Origin of the sequence: Lentzea albidocapillata, from assembly GCF_000719115.1 — a bacterium.
Lineage (GTDB): Bacteria > Actinomycetota > Actinomycetes > Mycobacteriales > Pseudonocardiaceae > Lentzea > Lentzea albidocapillata.
Map to the genome: position 1 here is coordinate 84,637 of NZ_JOEA01000018.1, position 15,366 is coordinate 100,002.

The following is a 15,366-nucleotide window of genomic DNA, read 5'->3' on the forward strand; positions in this document are numbered from 1 at the left end:
TTGTGAGCGCCACCCGCCAGGTTCACAGTGAGCCTCGTGCAGCCCGCCAGATGCATCGCATTCATAGGTGTCGTAACGGTTTTCTCCCTCCAACTGACCACTCCGGCCCTCGCGTCAGCCGGCTGTTCCCCCACTGTCGACGAGCGGTCGTTCGCCACGGCTCCCGAGCTCCGCGCCCTCAACGCCACCGTCGCCGGGTTCGGCGTCCGCGCGACGGGCAGCCCGAGCCACAACCGCCTGATCTCCTGGCTGGAACGCCGCGTGGACCGGCTGCCGGGCGTGTCCGTGCGGTCCGAGCCCTTCGCGATCCAGCGCTGGCAACCAGGTCCCGGTCTCCTGTTCTCGGGCGGCGTCGTGCCGGTCGCCGCCGCGATCCCCTACTCCGCTCCCGGCCTGCGTTCCGGCGAACTGGTCCGCCTGCCCGCCGGCACCCCGATCACCGCCGCGAACGCCGGCGGAAGATCGTCCTGCGCGACTTCCCCGCCCTCGGCCGCGGCTACCTCGCCGAACCGCTGCTGGACGCGGACATGGTCGACGCGGGCAAGGCCGGCGCCGCCGGGCTCGTCGTCGCCTTCCCGTTCCCGCACGAGCAGGTGAAGGGCTACTGGGACCCGCACCTCGGCACCCACTACCGCGTGCCGGGCGTGTTCGTGGGCTCCGACGCGGCCGCGAGGCTCGTACCGGGCACGCGGACGACCATCGGCGTCCTCGCCGCGCGCGTTCCGGCCGTCACGCGCTCGCTGGTCGCGACGCTGCCCGGCCTGAGCGGCGAGCGGATCGTCCTCGACACCAACACCGACGGCGTGGGATGGGTGCAGGAGAACGGGACCGTCGCGCTGCTGGCACTGGCCGAGCACTTCGCACGCCTGCCGTTGCGCTGCCGGCCGCGCACCATCGAGTTCGTGTTCGCGACGGGCCACCTGCACCGCCCGGCGGAGGGCAGCGAGTTCCGCGCCCGCGCGCTCGACGCCGAGTACGACTCGGGGTCCGTCGCGTTCGCGTTCGTGCTGGAACACCTCGGGACACAGGAGTTCCTGCCTCGTGACGGTTCCCTCCAGCCGACGGGACTGGCCGAGCCGTCCGGCTGGTTCGCGGGCAGTCCGGTGCTGACGCGGACGGCGGCGACGGCGCTGGCCGGGCGTTCGGTCGACCGCACCTTCGTCCTGCCGGGCAGTGATCCGCCGGTACCGGGCCGGGTGCCGCCGCAGTGCTCGTTCGGCGGCATCGGCACGCACTTCCACTCGCACCTCATCCCGACGATGGCAATGATCTCCGGGCCGTGGACGCTCTGGGCACCGTCGTTCGGCGCTCGGGCCGTCGACCACGACCGCATGCGGCGCCAGGTGCTGGCCGCGGGCGACGCGATCACGGCGCTGGCACCGTTGCCGCGAGACCAGATCGCCGGGCCGTACCTCGACCTGCGGCGGGCACGGGCGGCCGGTGCGCCGACGTGTCCCCACGACCTGCCGCCCGAGTGGGCGCCTGGACGAGTAGGTCCTTAGTGCGCGAACTTCGGGTGGGTACGGGGCCGCCCCCCGGCGGAGGCAGCCGTCGGGGGGCGGTGAGGGTGTTGCCGTCAGAGCCGCTGCCAGAGGGCAGGGGTGTTCGGCGGCTCCCATCCGGGAACGGACGTGTGTGGCTGGATGATGCGGTAGGACGCGCCGCCGTAGGTGACCTGGGCGCCGTTGCCGTAGGCCGTGTACGGGGCCCACGTGCCGCTGGGGGGCGTCGTCGTGGTCGTGGTCGTGGTCGTGCCGGTCGGCTGGGTGGTCGTGGTCGGGCCGCCCGAGGTCACCAGGCGCAGGTTGTAGACCTGCAGGATCTCGGTCAGCGGCTGGAAGTAGATGGTGCCGCCGGACTGGCAGTTGCCGGACCCGCCGGAGGTGACGCCCTGGGCCTGGTCACCGGTCAGCCACGAGCCGCCGGAGTCGCCGGGCTCGGCGCAGGCGTTGGTGCGGGTCAGGCCGGTGATGGTGCCCTCGGGGTAGGTGACCGAGGCGTTCTTCTGCTGGATGGTGCCGCAGCGCCAGCCGGTGGTGGAGCCGGAGCGGCAGACCGAGGAGCCGACCGGAGCCTCCTGGGAGCCCGCGACCGGGACGGTGCCCGGGTAGCGGTTGACCAGGGCGCGCGGGGTGTTGCCCGCGTCGGCACGGACCCAGGCGTAGTCGTTGCCGGGGAAGCTACTGCCCTGGATGGTGCCGCCGGGGTTGGAAGTGCGGCCGCCGGTGGATCCGCAGTGGCCCGCGGTGACGAAGCCGCCCTCGACGGCGAAGCCGATGGAGCAACGGCCGCCGCCGGGGACGCCGTAGGCATTGCCGCCGATGATGTCGATCAACGGCTTGGGGTCCTCGGTGCTGGCCTCGAAGGCGACGATGTCGCCGCGCAGGCCTGTCTCGGCCGCCCACGCTCTGGCCTGCGCCTCGCCGCCGGCGCGGGCGAGCACGACGATCTTGTTGGTGCGCACGTCGACGTACCAGCCGGGGACGGCGCCGGGTGCGGTGGTGGCCTTGGCGTCCAGCTTGATCTTCGCGCTGTCCAGAGCGGACACGCTGTGCTTCGCCGTGGTGGCGACGGCACCGCGCGAGCGCACCGCGTTCGCCAGCGCCGAGTCGGTGACCGCGACCGTGAGGGTGCGGCCGGTGCCGTCCAGCCAGGACCCGGCGTACGCCGAGCCGAGGCTCGACTTCAGCGCGGCGTCGGTCTGGCCCGCGACCTTCTCGGCGTCGAGGCGCTCACGCGCCTGCTCCGAGGAGATGCCTAGGTCCCGGGCCATCGCGGCCAGCATGGCAGGGTCAGCCGTGTCGGCCGCGGTGGCGCTGGTTGTCAGCGCCACCGCGATGGTCAGCCCGGCCGCCGTGACCGCCGCCGTGGCGGCGGCGATGAGCTTGCGGTTCATGTCCGCTCCTTGCATGCAGGGTGATTGCGCGCAAACCGTACGACGAGGATCACACCAAGTGGTACATACCAATTGGCCATAACGTCGAACGGGCACGACCCCCGCTGCAGGCCACACCACTAGATCCTGACGAGTGCCTGCACGGCGAGGTGGTCGGACGGGTACTGGCCGTCTCGCTGGAAGGCGTTGATCGCGGCAGCCTCGACGGTGGCGCCGCGCGTGAGGATCCAGTCGATACGCGGGCCGTCCGGGACGAGCGGGCCGTACCCGTGGAACGTCCCGTACGCCGGGGTCGTCTGCGGGCCCGCGAGCCACGAGTCGGCCAGCCCGGCCGTGAGGATGGCGTACACCGGTGAGCCGGGAACGTCGTTGAAGTCGCCGGTGAGCACGACCGGCAGCGTCTGGCCCTGGAGTCGGTCGCGGACGAACTCGGCGCTGCACAGGCGGGAGTGCGCCGACTCGTGGTCGAAGTGCGTGTTGACGGCCACGAACTGCTTGCCGGTCAGGCGATCCGCGAACCGGACCCACGTGACCATGCGGATCACGTTGTTGCCCCACGACCGGGAACCCACGACGGCCGGGGTGGCGGAGAGCCAGTGATGGTCGAACTCCAGCGGTGCCAGGCGCAGCGTGTCGAAGAAGATCGCCATGAACTCGTCGTGGCTGCCGCCCGCGCGGCCGAGGCCGATCCAGTCGTAGTGGTCCGGCAGATCGTGCGCGATGTCGTTTATCTGTCCATACAAGCCTTCCTGCGTGCCGAGCAGCGCCGGCCGTTCTTTGAGCAGGAGCTGGGCCATCACCGGACGCCTGACCGCCCACGAGTTCGGCTCGGCAGCCGAGGCGTACCGCAGGTTGAACGACATGACGCTCAATGGGTCCACTCGGCCGATCATGGCACAGGCCCGCCCTGGCTCAGGGCGGGCCTGCGTTCTGGTTATGCGGGCGCGTAACCGGTCGGGGTGGCGGTGAAGCTGCCACGGCCTTGCGTCCGGCTGCGCAACCTCGTCACGTAACCGAACATCTCCGCCAACGGCACGCTCGCCGTCACCACCGTCGCACCGGGCCTGGACTCCGAACCGAGGATCCTGCCCCGGCGCGAAGCCAGATCACCCAGCACACCACCGAGGTACTCCTCCGGCACGGTGACCGTGACCTCGGCGATCGGTTCGAGCAACGTCATCGCGCCGGCCTTCAGCGCCTCACGCAGCCCGAACCGGCCCGCCGTGCGGAACGCCATCTCCGACGAGTCCTTGACGTGCGTGGATCCGTCGGTGAGCGTCACCCGCACTCCGGTCACCGGGTGGCCGAGAGGTCCCTCGGCCAGCGCGTCCCGGCAGCCCTGTTCGACCGCGCGGACGAACTCCTGCGGCACACGCCCGCCGGTGACGGCCGAGTGGAACTCGAAACCGGTCTCCAGCGGCTCGGTGTCGAGCACGATGTGAGCGAACTGTCCCTGTCCTCCGTCCTGCTTGACGTGCCGGTAAACGAAGCCCGTGACGCCCGTGCTCACGGTCTCGCGGTACGAGACGCGCGGCCGTCCCATGGTGAGCTCGATGCGGTGCAGCGTGCGCGCCTTCTCCACCGAGACCTCCAGGTGCAGCTCGCCCTGGCCGGACAGCACCGTCTGGCCGGTCTCCGGGTCCGTCCCGAACCGCAGGGACGGGTCCTCGTCGACCAGGTGCGCCAGCGCTTCGGTCAGCCGGGCGTTGTCCGCGCTGGTCCGCGTCTCCACGGCCACGGACACCACGGGATCGGCCGACACCGCGGGTTCGAGGAGCAACGGATCCGTTGGCGCGCACAGGGTCGTCCCCGTGCGAGCCGACTTCAGCCCCACCACCGCGACGATGTCACCCGCGACGGCCTGGTCGACCGGCGTGTGCCGATCGGCCTGGACGCGCAGGATCCGTCCGATGCGCTCGTTGCGGCCGCCCACCAGGACCGTCTCTCCCTTGTGGAGGGTGCCCGAGTAGACGCGGACGTACGCGAGCCGTCCGGTGGCGGTGGCGTTCACCTTGAACACCAGCGCCGCGAACGGCGCGTCCGGGTCCGGCTGCCGTTCCTGGCCGTCGACGCCGCGCACCGGCGGAACGTCCACAGGGGACGGCAGGTACGCGATCACCGCGTCCAGCAACGGTTCGACACCGCGGTTGCGGTACGCCGAGCCGCACAGCACGACGGTGGCCTGGCCGCGCCGGGTCAGTTCCCGCAGCGCGTTCCTCAACGTCTGCTCGGACAGGCCCTGTGCGAAGAACTCCTCCAATGCCTCGGGATGCAGCTCCGCCACCGCCTCCTCCAGGAGGCGGCGCCGTCGTTGCGCCTCTGCCAGCAGCGTTTCCGGTACAGGTCCCTCGGTCATGCCGTCGTCCCAGATCAGCGCACGCATGCGCACCAGGTCGATGACGCCGCGGAACCCGTCCTCCACGCCGATCGGCAGCTGCACGACGAGCGGCACGGTGTGCAGCCGTGTGCGGATCGACTCGACGACGGTGTCGAGGTCCGCGCCGGCCCGGTCGAGCTTGTTGACGAACGCGATCCTGGGCACGCCGTACCGATCCGCCTGCCGCCACACCGATTCGCTCTGCGGCTCCACGCCGGCCACACCGTCGAACACCGCGACGGCCCCGTCGAGCACGCGCAGGGACCGTTCGACCTCGTCGGCGAAGTCGACGTGTCCCGGCGTGTCGATGAGGTTGACGCGATGCCCGTCCCACGTGCAGGTCACGGCCGCGGCGAAGATCGTGATGCCGCGATCGCGTTCCTGCGGGTCGAAGTCGGTGACGGTGGTGCCGTCGTGGACCTCGCCGCGCTTGTGGGTGCTGCCCGTGGCGAACAGGACGCGTTCGGTGAGCGTGGTCTTGCCCGCGTCGACGTGGGCAAGGATGCCGAGGTTGCGGACAGCGTTCAACGTGATCGTGCGCATGGCGTTATGCCTTTGGTGTCAAAGATTTACGGGGTCAGCGCGATGACCCGGCGAACTCCGCGGAGGAGTTCGTCAGACAGTCCGGCGCCCGGCGCGCAGCAGGCGACCGGGGTACGAGGACACGAGGATCACGTCGAAACGGGACGGGAGGACGATGGCGGCGGTACGCACGGCCGGTCTCCTCTCGTCTCGGGTGATGATGATCGTGGAGTGTAGACACATGCGCGGTGCCTCACAACGCATTTGACGCGAAACACCTCCACGACGCCCCTCGCTCTTCGCCGCAGCGCGTCTGAGCGATTGCGATCAAGGCCGTGGCGTCGTACTGTCCGCACTAAGTTCAAGCATTGAACGAATGAGGTGGATGATGAGCACGCCCACTCCGGCGGACAAGTTCTCCTTCGGTCTGTGGACCGTGGGCTGGCAGGGCCGCGACCCGTTCGGCGAGGCCACGCGACCCGAACTCGACGTGGTCGAGGCGGTGCACCGGCTCGCCGAGCTGGGCGCCTACGGGCTGACGTTCCACGACGACGACCTGTTCGGCTTCGAGGCGACGCACCGCGACCAGCAGATCAGCCGGTTGCAGGGCGCGCTCGCCGACACGGGCCTCGTCATCCCGATGGTGACGACGAACCTGTTCAGCCACCCGGTGTTCAAGGACGGCGGTTTCACCAGCAACGACCGCGGCGTGCGGCGGTTCGCGCTGCAGAAGGTGCTGCGCAACGTCGAGCTGGCGGCGGAGCTCGGCGCCAAGACGTTCGTGCTGTGGGGCGGACGTGAGGGCTCCGAGTACGACGTGGCCAAGGACGTGCGGGCGGCGCTCGACCGGTACCGCGAGGCCATGAACCTGCTGACGCAGTTCGTCACCGACCGCGGCTACGACCTGCGGTTCGCGCTCGAGCCGAAGCCGAACGAGCCGCGCGGCGACATCCTGCTGCCGACCGTCGGGCACGCGCTCGCGTTCATCACCTCGCTCGACCGGCCCGAGATGGTCGGCCTGAACCCCGAGGTCGGGCACGAGCAGATGGCCGGGCTGAACTTCGTGCACGGCATCGCGCAGGCGTTGTGGCACGGCAAGCTGTTCCACATCGACCTCAACGGGCAGCGCAGCATCAAGTACGACCAGGACCTGGTGTTCGGGCACGGCGACCTGATGAACGCGTTCGCGCTGGTCGACCTGCTGGAGACCGCCGGGTACGACGGGCCGAAGCACTTCGACTACAAGCCGTCGCGGACCGAGGACATCACGGGCGTCTGGGACTCGGCCAAGGCGAACATGGCCACGTACCTGCTGCTCCGCGACCGCGCTCAGGCATTCCGCGCGGACCCCGAGGTGCAGGAGGCGCTGGCCGTGGCGGGTGTCGCGGAGCTGTCGCAGCCCACGCTCAACGCCGGCGAGTCCCACGACGACCTGATCAAGGACACCGGGTTCGACCCCGACCAGGCCGGCGAACGCGGCTACGGCTTCGTCCGGCTCAACCAGCTCGCCCTCGAGCACCTCACGGGAGCGCGCTGACATGACGCTCGTCGCCGGCGTCGACTCCTCGACGCAGTCGTGCAAGGTCGTGGTTCGCGACGCGGAGACCGGCAGGCTCGTCCGGGAGGGCCGCGCGGCTCACCCGGACGGCACCGAGGTGCACCCTTCGCACTGGTGGTCGGCTCTGCAGTCCGCGCTCGCCGACGCCGGCGGACTGTCCGACGTCGCGGCGCTGAGCGTCGCCGGGCAGCAGCACGGCATGGTCTGCCTCGACGAGGCCGGCGAGGTCGTGCGCGAGGCGTTGCTGTGGAACGACACCCGTTCCGCGGCGGCCGCGGCCTCGCTGACGGACGAGCTCGGCGCTTCGGAGTGGGCGGCGCGGATCGGCCTCGTGCCGGTCGCGTCGTTCACGATCACGAAGCTGCGCTGGCTCGCCCTGAACGAACCGGCCAACGCCAGGCGCACCGCCGCCGTCTGCCTGCCGCACGACTGGCTGACGTGGCGGCTGCGCGGCACCGGCTCGCTCTCCGACCTGGTCACCGACCGTTCGGACGCGTCCGGCACCGGCTACTTCGACTCGGTGGCGAACGAGTACGTGCCTGACCTGCTCTCTCTCGCCCTCGGCCGCTCCGATGTGGTGCTCCCCCGTGTCCTGGGCCCAGCAAAGTTCGTGGACGGACCGGTCCGGCTCGGTGCGGGCGCCGGCGACAACGCGGCGGCCATGCTCGGGGTGGGCGGCGGCACCGACGTCGTGGTGTCGCTCGGGACCTCCGGCGTCGTCACCGCGACCAGCGAAGTACGTGCGGCGGACGCCTCCGGCATCGTGGCGGGGTTCGCCGACGCCACGGGCCGCTACCTCCCGCTCGCCTGCACCCTGAACGCCGCCCGCGTCCTGGACGCGACGGCCCGCATGCTGGGCGTCGATCTCACCAGGCTGAGCGACCTCGCTCTTTCCGCGAAGCCGGGTGCGGAGGGCGTGGTGATGGTTCCGTACCTGGAAGGCGAGCGGACGCCGAACCTGCCGGACGCGACGGGTGCGTTGCACGGACTGACGCTCACCAACGCCACGCCCGCGAACATCGCCCGTGCGGCCATCGAAGGCATGCTGTGCGGCCTTGCGGTGGGTCTCGACGCGCTCGCCGAGCAAGGTGCGGACGTCACGGGCGTGCGGCTCGTCGGAGGAGCGGCGGTTTCTCCGGCGGTGCGGGAGATCGCGCCGATGGTCTTCGGTGTGCCCGTGACAGTGCCCGCGCCGGATGAGTACGTGGCGAACGGTGCGGCGCGGCAGGCCGCGTGGACGCTCACCGGCGAGGCGACGCCTCCGGAGTGGACGCTGGCGGAAAGCACGCGGTACGAGGCGGAGGCGGTGCCGGAGATCCGGGCGCGGTACGGGGACGCGGCACAGCGATACTTGAGTCGATGACCACCGTCGACCACCTGCGGCAGGTTCGCCTCGGCAACCTGCGCACGGTGCTGCTCGCCCTCGTCGACCGGCCCGGTTCGCGTGCCGACCTCGCGGCGCGCACCGGCCTGACCAAAGCCACCCTGTCCAACCTCACCGAGCCGTTGCTGGCGGGCGGGATCCTGGTGGAGGAACCCGCCACGCTCGTGGGCATGGGCAGGCCGTCCAAGCCGTTGCGCTTCCACCCCGCCGGGCCGGTGGCGGTCGGTGCGGAGATCAACGTCAGCCACCTCGCCGTCGAGACCCTCGGGCTCGACGGCGAGACGCTCGAACGCCGTCTCGTGCCCGCCGACATGCGCAGGACCCCGGCGGACGAGGTGCTCGACCGGATCGCCGGACTGATCCGCGAGGTCACCGGCGGCTCCGAGCGCAGGCTGCTCGGGGTGGGACTCGCGATACCCGGTGTCGTGCACGACGGCGCCATCGTCAGAGCGCCGAACCTGCCCGAACTCGTCGGCGCGCGCCTGGCCGAGGGGCTGGGCGAGCGAACCGGTCTCGACGTCCAGCTCGACAACGAGGCGAACCTCGCCGCGCTCGCCCACCTGTGGCCACGGCACCTGGCGGGCGAGGACTTCGTGCACGTGACGGCGGACGTCGGCATCGGCGCGGGCATCGTGCTGAACGGCGAGGTCTACCGCGGGGTCAGCGGGTTCGCGGGCGAGCTCGGGCACGTCGTGATCGAGCGCAACGGCATCCGCTGCACGTGTGGCAGCCGCGGTTGTGTCGAGCGGTACGCGGGCCTTGACGTCATCCTGCGCGAGGCGGGACGGCGTCGGCTCGACTCGTTGCGCAGGGTGCTCGAAGCGGGCGACCCGAAGGCGGTGGAGGCCGTGCGGAAGGCCGGGGAGGCGCTCGGGGTCGGCATCGCGACGCTGATGAACCTCTTCGACGTCCCGACGGTCGTGCTCGGCGGCAGCTACGCCGTGCTGTACGACCACCTCCGCGAGGCCGTGCAGTCCGAAATGGACGGCCGGGTGCTCGCGGGCGGCGAACGGCACACCCGGCTGCTCGCCTCGCCCCTCGGTGAGTTCGCGGTGGTGCGGGGCGCGGCCGGGCTGATCACGAGGCGCGCGGTGCAGCAGCCCGAGCGGCTCTTCGTCTAGCCAGACTGCCCAGCACCACACCGGCCACGCCCACCACGAGCGACACGTAGCCACCGACGATGCCGTAGCCGGTGCCGGGGCCGCCCTGCGCCATCACGACGACCGCGACACCGATCACCGCCCCGGCCGCACCCAGCACGACGGCCCACAGACTGCGCCGAGTGAGCGCTAACAAGCCAATGACACCAACAACGACACCGATCAGCGACAACGTGCGGCCGGCGGACATCTCATAAGCAGCGGAAAGCAACATGGGCACCAGCCAACCCCCGAACGGGCCTCAGGTCGTCGTGCGGGCGTAGACACCGCTGTACTGCGTGCGCAGTAGTCCAACAATCCTCCCAGCGCACGATCTACCAGCGCGAACAGAGGATTAAGGTGCACGGATGAGCACTCGCTGGCTGGACTGGGCGATCGCCGCGGGAGTCGCGGCGAGCCTCGTCGTGGCCGGCCATCCCGCCACCGGCCCTGGTTACGCGCTGCTCGCCGCCGGCGGACTGGCGCTCGCCGCACGCAGACGAGCCCCGAGAACCGTGCTCGCCGCGACCGGGCTCCTCGCACTCGGCTACCAGGCCACCGGCGCGGACGTGCCGGTGATCGCCTTCCTGTTCGCCGTCTACGCGACGATGCGGGCGGGCCACCGCGTGTTCACGCTCGCCGGCTCCGTCCTGATGCTCGCCACGCTCCCCCTCGCCGCACTCGCCTCGCCGCGCGACCTCACCACGTACGAGGCGTTCGCGCAGACCCGCGACGTCCTGCAGATCGCGTGGCTGATCGCCGCCGCGGCCGCCGGCGAAGCGCTCAGGCAGGCCGAGCGACGTGCTGACGAAGCCGAACGCACCAGAGAGGAAACGGCGCGCAGACGGGCCGGCGAGGAACGTCTGCACATAGCCCGCGAACTGCACGACTCGCTCACCCACCAGATCTCGGTGATCAAGCTGCAGGCCGAGGTCGCCGTCCACCTCGCCCGGAAACGCGGCGAGGACGTGCCCGAACCTCTCCTGGTGATCCGCGACGCCGGCCGGGAAGCCGCCAGGGAACTCCGCGCCACGCTGGAAGCCCTGCGGGACGACGACAAGAACCCACCGCACGGCATCAAGGACGTCCCCGAACTCGTCGAACGCGCCAGAGCCACCGGCCTGGACGCCCGGCTCACGATCGAAGGCCGCCACGACGACGTCCCGGCAGCGGTGGAGCGCACGGCGTACCGGATCGTGCAGGAGTCGCTCACGAACATCGCCCGCCACGCCGCCGCCGCGACCGCGCGGATCCACATCGACTACCGCCAGGACACGGTGGTCATCAAGGTGGACGACGACGGCACGGCAGCACCGGGGAAGGCGGAACCGGGAGTCGGGCTGCTCGGCATGCGCGAACGCGTCACCGCGCTGGGCGGCAACCTCCAAGCGGCGCCCCGAGTCGAAGGCGGTTTCCGCGTGCAGGCCGAACTCCCCGTGGCACAGTCGTGATCCGCGTCCTGCTGGTCGACGACCAGCCGCTGATCCGCAGCGGTTTCCGCGCGCTGCTGAACGCCGAGGACGACATCGAGGTCGTCGCCGAGGCCGCGAACGGCCGGGAAGGCCTCGACCAAGCCCGCAAGCACCTCCCGGACATCGCCCTGATCGACATCCAGATGCCGGAGATGGACGGCATCGAGGCCACCGAGAAGATCGCCGGCGACCCGTCCCTGGCGGGCACGCACGTCGTGATCCTCACCAACTACGGCCTGGACGAGTACGTCTTCCACGCCCTGAAGGCAGGCGCGGCCGGGTTCCTCGTGAAGGACGTGCAACCGGAGGACTTCCTGCACGCCGTCCGGGTCGCGGCCCGCGGTGACGCCCTCCTGGCCCCGTCGATCACCCGCAGATTGATCGACCGGTACGTGAGCCAGCCGCTGCGGCAGAACCTCAGCCTCACCCACCTCACCACCAGAGAACGCGAAGCCGTCACGCTGGTCGCCCGCGGCCTGTCGAACGACGAGATCGCCGCGAGCATGGTGATCAGCCCGCTCACCGCGAAGACGCACGTCAACCGCGCGATGACGAAGCTGCACGCCCGCGACCGGGCCCAGCTCGTGGTGATCGCCTACGAGTCGGGCCTGGTGGTCCCGCAGACCTCCGAACGCGGATAGCCCTCCGCGCAGGTCCGGGTTCCCAGCGTCCACAATGGACGCCACGGCCTGCGTGCCCCGCACGGGCTGCTTCTACTGATGAACGGCCCTGAGTTCGCCGAGGCTCTCGGGGGTCGGAGCTGCCGCCTCACGCCCTGCACGTACCCGAGCCGTCCGCTGGCCTGCAGCGCCTTGGCGGTGAGCGACCCCACAGCGCGTTCCGGAAACACTCCGGGCACCGCGGCCGTTATACGTGTTGGTCGGTGCGGTCCGTGTCCCCCGGGCCTCACCTCATCGCCTTCGCGGAATACCGTACGGCTGGTACCGCGTCGAGCAACTCGCCGAGAGGCGACCGATCGCATCGGCCTCCCCAAGCTCGCCCTCGAGCCGTCACTCTCCCCCGACGGACGGCTCGAGGGCGTCCGGTCGGCGCGGATCTCTCCTGCCGCGCCGACCACCTGGTTTCCTCGATCTTCTTGTCCAGCAAGGCCTTCGGGGTGACCGACGGTGACCGGCCACACAGATCCCCCTGGAACACAACGGAACCCCGCGCCGTTGTACAGGTTGGTCGGTGCGGAACGAGTCCCCGGGCCCCAACACAACGCCTTCGCGGAATACCGTTCAGCCGGAGCCGCGTCGTGCACACCGCCGAGAGGCGACCGCCGCACCGACCAACAGACCACGCCCTCAAGCCGCACACCCCCTCGGCGACTTGAGGGCCTTCCCGATACCGCAATTCCCTTACACCGCAACACCACCACCCGGTGAGCGAGCACACAGATCACCAGGAAACACAACGGAACCCCGCACCGTTGAACCAGACGGTCGGCGCGGAACGAGTCCCCGGGCCCCAACACAAACGCCCTCGCGGAACATCGTTCAGCCGGAGCCGCGTCGAGCACACCGCCGAGAGGCGACCGCCGCACCGACCACCCCCACTCGCCCCCAGGCTGCCGTCCTCCCCCAGGCAGCGTGGGGGCTTCCCGCGTCTACGGGGTGGGTCAGGCGACCCCGGCGGCGATCAGCTTCGCCCAGATCTCGCCCTGGTCGACCACCTCGACGCCGAGCTTCTCCGCCTTCGTGAGCTTGCCGGCGCCGACGCCCTCGCCCGTGATGAGCAGATCGGTGGTGGCCGAGACCGAGGAGGCGGCGGTGGCGCCTGCTCGTTCGCACATCTTCTGGAACGTCGGGCGGGTGACCTTCTCGCCGGAGCGCGGGTCGCTGATGGAGCCCGTGATCACGACGGACTTGCCTTCCAGGGGCGCGCCGGCGACCACGACCGGGGGCAGGTCCTCTTCTCGCACCTCCAGGGAGACGCCGCGTTCCCGCAGGCGTTCGATCTCCGGGCGCAGGCGGGCCAGGTGGAAGTTGATCGACTCGGCGACCTTCTGGCCGATGTCCTCGACGGCGACGAGCTTCTCGACGCCCGCGTCGGCTACCGCTTCCAGGGAACCGAAGCCCGCGCGGCACAGGCGGGCCGCGGTGCCTTCGGAGGCCATCGGGATCGAGAGGCCGATCAACGCGCGGCGCAGGCCCACGGAGCGGCTGCGGTCGATGGACTCGATCATGCGGGTCGCGGAGACCTCGCCCACCCGGTCGAACTCCAGCAGGCGTTCCTTGGTGAGCGTGTAGAAGTCGGACGGGTTCACCAGGTCGCCGGTCTCGGCGAGGCGCTCGATCCACACCTGGCCGATGGCGTCGATGTCGGCGGCGGCGCGGGAGGACCAGTGGATCAGGCGGCGCACGGTCTGGGCCGGGCAGACCGAGTTCGTGCAGAACAGCTCGCGACTGTTGCCCTGCTCGGTCAGCGGTTGCGTGCAGGACGGGCACTCCGAGGGCGGGACGATCTCCTGCTCGGAGCCGGTGCGCTTCGACTCGTCGAGCACGCCCGCGACGAACGGGATCACGTCGCCGGCGCGGCGGACCAGGACGGTGTCGCCGATCTTGATGCCGCGCGAGCGGATGACCTCCTGGTTGGCCAGCGTCGCGCGGGTGACGGTGGTGCCGCCGACGAACACGGGCTCGAGCCACGCGACCGGGGCGATCTTGCCGGTCTTGCCCACGTCCCACACGACGTCCTTGAGCACCGTCGTCTTCTCCTCGGCGGCGAACTTGTACGCGATGGCGCCGCGCGGAGACGACGAACGGGTGCCCGCGGCGGCGAACGCGTCGCGGTTCGCCAGGCGCAGCACGGCGCCGTCGAGGTCGTAGTCGAGCGTGTTGCGGGCCTGCTCGATGCCGCCGATCAGCTCCTGGGCCTCGGCCGCGGTGGAGCAGTGCTTCATCTCCGCGACGCTGAACCCCAGCTTGCGCAGGCCCGCGTCGAGGTCGGAGTCTGCGCTCTCCGGCTCGGTCGTCAGGTCGAACGCGAAGAACTGCATGCGCCGGCCCTCGACCGCCTTCGGATCCTTGGCGCGCAACGTGCCCGCGGCCGCGTTGCGCGGGTTGATCAACGGCTTGTCCGGGTGCGCCGCGTTGTACGTGTCGAACGTCGAGCGCAGCATCACGCACTCGCCACGCACCTCGACCCGCCCCGGCGCCTCGACCTTGTCCGGCACGCCGTCGCACAACGCGCGCGTGAGGAACGTGACGTCGTCGCCCGTCGTGCCGTCGCCACGGGTGACCGCGCGCGCAAGGCGCCCGTTCTCGTACACCAGCGCCAGCGACAGGCCGTCGAGCTTCGGCATGACCACCACGGGCTGACCGGGGAACCGCGCGAAGAACGACTCGACCTGCTCGGGCTTGTTCGCCTTCTCCAGCGACAGCATCGGCCGCGAGTGCCGCACCGGCGCGTGCAGCACCGACGGCGCACCCACGTGGTCCAGCGGGTTGTCCTTCGGCGCGAGCTCCGGGTGCTTCGCGACCAGGGCGCGGAACTCGTCCTCGATCGCGTCGTACTCCGCGTCCGCCACCAGCGGTTCACCCTGGTAGTACGCGTCACGCAGCTCGACGATCCGGCCGGCGAGCTCCTGAATCCGATCCCCAGCAGCACTCATGGAAGGGACGTTACCGGGCACCACCGACAAAAATGGACGGTCGTGCCTGGAGCCCTGCTCGAGTCGCGGTGGAGCTCGATCGAACGCCGCTCCACATCGGACAGCGACGTGGTCGGCAAGCCGTGAGCCGGTCGTGCCCGGCCTCTAATCCCGCGGTCCGCGCAACGTCAGCACCACCCGCAGCACGTGCTCGACGGCCGCCGGGAACACCGCTCCCCGCAGTTCGTCGCGGTGCACCAGGGTCTGCCCGGCGAACTCGACCATCCGCTCCGGCCCCACCCGCCGCACCACGAGCGCGGCGACCTCCTCCAGGTCGAGCCCGGGGTTGTCGAGACGGGCCAGCGCGAACTCGACGATCAGCTCCTCGTCGCCCATCGGAGCACCTCCTCCCCGCAATTCGTC

At 70.7% G+C, this 15,366-nt stretch carries 13 protein-coding genes; 7 read left to right on the forward strand and 6 right to left on the reverse strand.

Annotated elements, in window-relative coordinates; translation table 11 throughout:
- Positions 1–36: 36 nt before the first annotated feature.
- Together IG04_RS44320 and IG04_RS42975 are read left to right on the forward strand one after the other, a co-directional pair.
- Entirely contained in the window at positions 37–597 is a 561-nt protein-coding gene (locus IG04_RS44320) for a hypothetical protein (protein ID WP_144065237.1), read from the forward strand.
- On the forward strand, positions 528–1,502 hold the full coding sequence (locus IG04_RS42975) for a hypothetical protein (RefSeq protein WP_051770882.1): 975 nt from the start codon (positions 528–530) through the stop codon (positions 1,500–1,502). The genes IG04_RS44320 and IG04_RS42975 overlap by 70 nt, the downstream gene beginning before the upstream one ends.
- Before the next feature lie 74 nt (positions 1,503–1,576).
- On the opposite strand, the gene IG04_RS0128820 is transcribed toward IG04_RS42975, so the two are convergent.
- The 3 genes from IG04_RS0128820 to fusA form a co-directional block, all read right to left on the reverse strand.
- Entirely contained in the window at positions 1,577–2,896 is a 1,320-nt protein-coding gene (locus tag IG04_RS0128820) for an alpha-lytic protease prodomain-containing protein (protein WP_030479875.1), read from the reverse strand.
- 119 nt (positions 2,897–3,015) lie between these two features.
- On the reverse strand, positions 3,016–3,777 hold the full coding sequence (locus IG04_RS0128825; RefSeq protein ID WP_245815971.1) for an endonuclease/exonuclease/phosphatase family protein: 762 nt from the start codon (positions 3,775–3,777) through the stop codon (positions 3,016–3,018).
- A 53-nt stretch (positions 3,778–3,830) separates the two neighbouring features.
- A complete protein-coding gene (fusA, locus tag IG04_RS0128830) occupies positions 3,831–5,816 on the reverse strand; it encodes an elongation factor G (RefSeq protein ID WP_030479877.1) in 1,986 nt (661 codons plus the stop codon).
- A 364-nt stretch (positions 5,817–6,180) separates the two neighbouring features.
- On the opposite strand from fusA, the gene xylA reads away from it, so the two are divergent.
- From xylA to IG04_RS0128850, 3 genes are read left to right on the forward strand one after another with little or no spacing between them, the layout of a single operon-like run.
- Complete coding sequence (xylA, locus tag IG04_RS0128840) at positions 6,181–7,332, forward strand: xylose isomerase (RefSeq protein ID WP_030479878.1); 1,152 nt, start codon at positions 6,181–6,183, stop codon at positions 7,330–7,332.
- Between the two features lies 1 nt (position 7,333).
- On the forward strand, positions 7,334–8,716 hold the full coding sequence (xylB, locus tag IG04_RS0128845) for a xylulokinase (RefSeq protein ID WP_030479879.1): 1,383 nt from the start codon (positions 7,334–7,336) through the stop codon (positions 8,714–8,716).
- Positions 8,713–9,858, forward strand: coding sequence for an ROK family protein (locus IG04_RS0128850; protein WP_030479880.1), 1,146 nt, complete (start codon positions 8,713–8,715; stop codon positions 9,856–9,858). Before xylB ends, IG04_RS0128850 begins: the two co-directional genes overlap by 4 nt.
- Here the strand turns inward: IG04_RS0128850 and IG04_RS45605 are convergent.
- Positions 9,815–10,111: a DUF6223 family protein gene (locus tag IG04_RS45605; protein ID WP_245815969.1), complete on the reverse strand. Its 297-nt coding sequence runs from the start codon at positions 10,109–10,111 to the stop codon at positions 9,815–9,817. The two genes, IG04_RS0128850 and IG04_RS45605, sit on opposite strands and share 44 nt — an antisense overlap.
- A 133-nt stretch (positions 10,112–10,244) precedes the next feature.
- On the opposite strand from IG04_RS45605, the gene IG04_RS0128855 reads away from it, so the two are divergent.
- Positions 10,245–11,327 carry a sensor histidine kinase gene (locus IG04_RS0128855; RefSeq protein WP_030479881.1) on the forward strand — a complete coding sequence of 361 codons (1,083 nt, stop codon included), beginning with the start codon at positions 10,245–10,247 and terminating at the stop codon, positions 11,325–11,327.
- On the forward strand, positions 11,324–11,989 hold the full coding sequence (locus IG04_RS0128860) for a response regulator (protein ID WP_030479882.1): 666 nt from the start codon (positions 11,324–11,326) through the stop codon (positions 11,987–11,989). Before IG04_RS0128855 ends, IG04_RS0128860 begins: the two co-directional genes overlap by 4 nt.
- Before the next feature lie 980 nt (positions 11,990–12,969).
- Here IG04_RS0128860 and ligA read toward each other — a convergent pair.
- On the reverse strand, positions 12,970–14,964 hold the full coding sequence (gene ligA, locus IG04_RS0128865) for an NAD-dependent DNA ligase LigA (RefSeq protein WP_030479883.1): 1,995 nt from the start codon (positions 14,962–14,964) through the stop codon (positions 12,970–12,972).
- A gap of 144 nt (positions 14,965–15,108) precedes the next feature.
- On the reverse strand, positions 15,109–15,339 hold the full coding sequence (locus tag IG04_RS0128870) for a hypothetical protein (protein ID WP_030479884.1): 231 nt from the start codon (positions 15,337–15,339) through the stop codon (positions 15,109–15,111).
- Between the last annotated feature and the right edge of the window lie 27 nt (positions 15,340–15,366).